At 64.9% G+C, this 3,257-nt stretch carries 3 protein-coding genes and 2 pseudogenes; 2 read left to right on the top strand and 3 right to left on the bottom strand.

Features of this window, described 5'->3' with window-relative positions; translation table 11 throughout:
- From KJS59_RS30290 to KJS59_RS30280, 3 genes and pseudogenes are all read right to left on the bottom strand, one after another.
- Positions 1 to 238, bottom strand: a pseudogene (locus KJS59_RS30290) (XRE family transcriptional regulator); the annotation flags it as partial.
- 83 nt (positions 239 to 321) lie between these two features.
- Positions 322 to 558 (bottom strand): annotated as a pseudogene (locus KJS59_RS30285) (IS1380 family transposase); the annotation flags it as partial.
- A 128-nt stretch (positions 559 to 686) separates the two neighbouring features.
- Positions 687 to 1,256, bottom strand: coding sequence for a TetR/AcrR family transcriptional regulator (locus KJS59_RS30280; RefSeq protein WP_213457373.1), 570 nt, complete (start codon positions 1,254 to 1,256; stop codon positions 687 to 689).
- Positions 1,257 to 1,319: 63 nt separating this feature from the next.
- Here KJS59_RS30280 and KJS59_RS30275 point away from each other — a divergent pair, with 63 nt between their 5' ends.
- Together KJS59_RS30275 and KJS59_RS30270 are read left to right on the top strand one after the other, a co-directional pair.
- Positions 1,320 to 2,249 (top strand): oxidoreductase, encoded by a 930-nt coding sequence (locus KJS59_RS30275; protein ID WP_213457371.1) that lies wholly within the window; start codon positions 1,320 to 1,322, stop codon positions 2,247 to 2,249.
- Entirely contained in the window at positions 2,246 to 3,187 is a 942-nt protein-coding gene (locus KJS59_RS30270) for an NADP-dependent oxidoreductase (RefSeq protein WP_213457369.1), read from the top strand. The genes KJS59_RS30275 and KJS59_RS30270 overlap by 4 nt, the downstream gene beginning before the upstream one ends.
- Positions 3,188 to 3,257 lie beyond the last annotated feature (70 nt).

The following is a 3,257-nucleotide window of genomic DNA, read 5'->3' as shown; positions in this document are numbered from 1 at the left end:
CGGCCCGTGAGCGCAGCCACCACGGATCGACGACGAACTCACCGACGCGATCGTTGGGCTCGTACGGGGACCGCATCTGATCCCAGTGGTTGATCCGCCACTGGCTTTGCGCCAAGTCGAGCAGCCGGGTCCGCTCGGCTTCGTCGTAGACGTGGTAGACGTCCAGCAGCGCGGCCACGTGGTCACGGCGGAACGGCCACTCGGCCCGCTCGTAGCGCGCGAGCGTGGAGAACTCCACGCCCAGGCGGCGATGTACTTGAGCGTCAGGCCGCGTTCTTCGCGCAGCTCACGCATGCGCTGGCCGAGCCACTGCGCGCGGCCAGCCAGGTCAGCGATCGCCTCACCACCGTCAGCGAGCATCACCGCCAAATCCACCGCGACCCGACCCGGGTCATGACCTGACCGCCGCTGCCGCAACCCAGCCAGAGAGTCACTGAACCCACTGGTCAAACCCGTGGCATCAGCGACATCGGCGAGCAGACGCGTACCAGCGTGACCGACCACGCCCCGCCCGTCACCGCTGATCACAACCCTCGAACGCGTTCCGGTAACCTTCACCCAGCAAGTGCCTTCCGTGACGGGCGATCTGGACCTTCGACAAGTCAGATCTTCCCAGATCAGAAGGCACTTCCTATCTCATGATCCACAATGTGGGCAGCCCTTACCGAAGGGCCGAGACTAGCTAGTCACTGGAACCGAGTGACAGCTTCATTCACCAGATCGCCGACTTGGTTGATGGGGACGACGCCGCAGTTGATGAGGCCGGCGAGACCCTGGAGGGTAGCGAGGAAGACGACGGAGAGCCGCTCTGCACTCCTGTCCGGTAGTAGCCCCTCACCTTCGCCGCGATGGAATACCTGGAGTATCGGGGCAAAGGCGGCCTCGGCACTCATACTCACGGCTTCCCCATCTGTTCCACGTTTGTGGGCGAACATCAGCTCCAGGAGGTTCGCCTCAGCGGTCGCGAAGTCGAGGTAAGCCCCGGCCACCGCTCGAACCTGTCTAGCATAGTCAGGCTCGTCGGTCGCCTCCCGCAACCGGACACCGAGCCGGGCGAAGCCCTCGGCTGCCACAGCATCGAGAAGCTCCTGCCTACCGGGAAAGTATCGGCGTGGTGCGGCGTGAGTGACACCGATGATCGCGGCCACCTCGCGCAGCGACAGTTCGGCGGCTCCCCTGTCGCGCACCACCGCGGCGGCTTCAACCAGAACCGCCTGGCGCAGGTTGCCATGGTGGTAGGGACGGGAGGACGGCATGGGGGAAGTCTATCAACGATGTATCCGTTGACAAGATTGTTTCCACTGGTTACATTAGGGGACATGTCTACACTCGCTTCGCCTTCACAGGTGCCGGATCAAACCGGCCGCACCATCATCGTCACCGGCGGGGGCAGCGGCATCGGCCGCGCCGCAGCAGCCGCGCTTGCCGCAAAGGGAGCGCGACTCGTTCTCGCCGTCAGGGACCAGGACAAGGGCCGCGCCGCAGCAGCCGCGATGAACGGCGAGGTGGATGTCCGTCCGCTGAATCTCGCTTCGCTAGCCTCGATCCGAAGCTTCGCCGCAGGCATTGATGGTCCCGTTGGCGTGCTCATCAACAACGCCGGCACAATGACCGACAAACTGCAGCACACCGCGGACGGCTTCGAGCTCCAGTTCGGGATCAACCACCTCGGCCACTTCGCGCTGACGAACCTGCTGCTGAACCGGATCACGGAGCGGGTCGTGACCGTCTCCTCGACCGCACACCGCTCCGCACAGATCGACTTCGACGACCTGCAATGGGAACGACGGAAATACCAGCCGTTCGGCGCATACGGCCAGTCCAAGCTGGCGAACCTGCTCTTCACCTTCGAGTTGCAGCGCCGTCTGATCGCAGCGGGGTCGCCGGTGATCGCCTCCTCCGCGCACCCCGGCTGGGCATCTACCGGCTTCCGGATCACAAGTGGCAACCGGCTCCTCGACGCACTGGCCGCAGTCAGCACACCCGTACTCGCTCACGGCCCCGAAGGCGGGTCGCTGCCGACACTGCTGGCGGCCGTCGGTGACGTCCCGGGCGGCAGCTTCATCGGCCCGAGCCGGTTCGGCGGAGTCCGCGGACCGGCCGCGCTGACCGAGCCAGCCGCCGGAGCGAAGGCCCCCGCCGTCGCCAGCCGGCTCTGGGAAGTCTCCGAACGCCTCACCAATACGCACTTTCCTCTGATCTCCGGGCCGGTCATGACCGATCAGGCAACAGGCGACACCAGCGCGTGACTGCGGTGAAGCGCATCCAATACCACCAGTACGGCGGACCTGAAGTGCTGCGGCTGGAAGAATTCGAGCCTCGTTCGCTTGCGCCCAACGAGGTACTCGTCCGAGTCCACGCCGCCTCAGCCAACCCGATGGACTGGAAGATCCGCGACGGCATAATGCAAGCTACGACCGGCCGGGCCTTCCCCCGCGGCTTCGGCACTGACTTCGCAGGCATAGTCGAAGCCGTAGGGACCGCAGTCGCCCGGCTGCGGGTCGGAGACGAAGTGCTGGGAGGCGCAAGTCCGCAAAAGGCTGGATCCTTTGCTGAGGCGGTCGTCGTAGAAGAAGACGGCGTCGTGAACAAGCCCACGAATCTCTCGTTTGTGGAGGCCTCCGCTCTCCCCACCGTCGGAATCACCGCCTTCCAGGCAATAGTCCGAGAAGGAGAGGCGAAAGCCGGCCAGTCTGTGTTCGTTCACGGCTGTCTCGGCGGCGTCGGACGAGCTGCGGTCCAGATTGCGCTGTCACTGGGAGCCTCGGTCGCTGGTAGCTGCCGCCCCAGCGCAACAGCAGATGCCCGTGCGTTGGGCATACACCCGATCGTCGGCTTCGACTTCGATCCGGAGACCCTGGCGGGCCAATTCGATCTCATCCTTGACACTGCGGGCACACTGCCGAAAGCAGCGACGAGAATGCTCACCAAACGCACAGGGCATCTCATAGACATCAACCCCACGCCCGCGAAGTTCGCTCGGAGCGCTATGCCAGGTCCGTACCAAGTGCTGATCGCCCAACCCCTCACCGCCGACCTCGATACCATCGCTCGGGCTGCAGGACAGGGAGCAATCCAGGTGCCGATCGGTCGTACCGTCCCGTTGGCTGACGCGCTATCAGCCCTGACGGAGCTTGAGCTTCATCGAACCCCACGGGGTGGCAAGCTCGTCGCCGTCACCGAGTGAGCCAAGCCGGTCAGAGGCCGAGACCACCAGGCCACCGCGAGGGCTCCCGCAGTGCTCTGACCTGTGGAAA

Origin of the sequence: Rhizomonospora bruguierae, from assembly GCF_018397995.1 — a bacterium.
GTDB lineage: Bacteria > Actinomycetota > Actinomycetes > Mycobacteriales > Micromonosporaceae > Rhizomonospora > Rhizomonospora bruguierae.
The sequence above is the reverse complement of the archived record's forward strand: the minus strand, read 5'-3'. Positions and strand labels throughout refer to the sequence as shown.

Excerpts from the sequence above, each read along its gene's own strand:
- KJS59_RS30280 (WP_213457373.1), bottom strand. The coding sequence starts at position 1,256 with ATGCCGTCCTCCCGTCCCTACCACCATGGCAACCTGCGCCAGGCGGTT.
- KJS59_RS30275 (WP_213457371.1), top strand. The coding sequence starts at position 1,320 with ATGTCTACACTCGCTTCGCCTTCACAGGTGCCGGATCAAACCGGCCGC.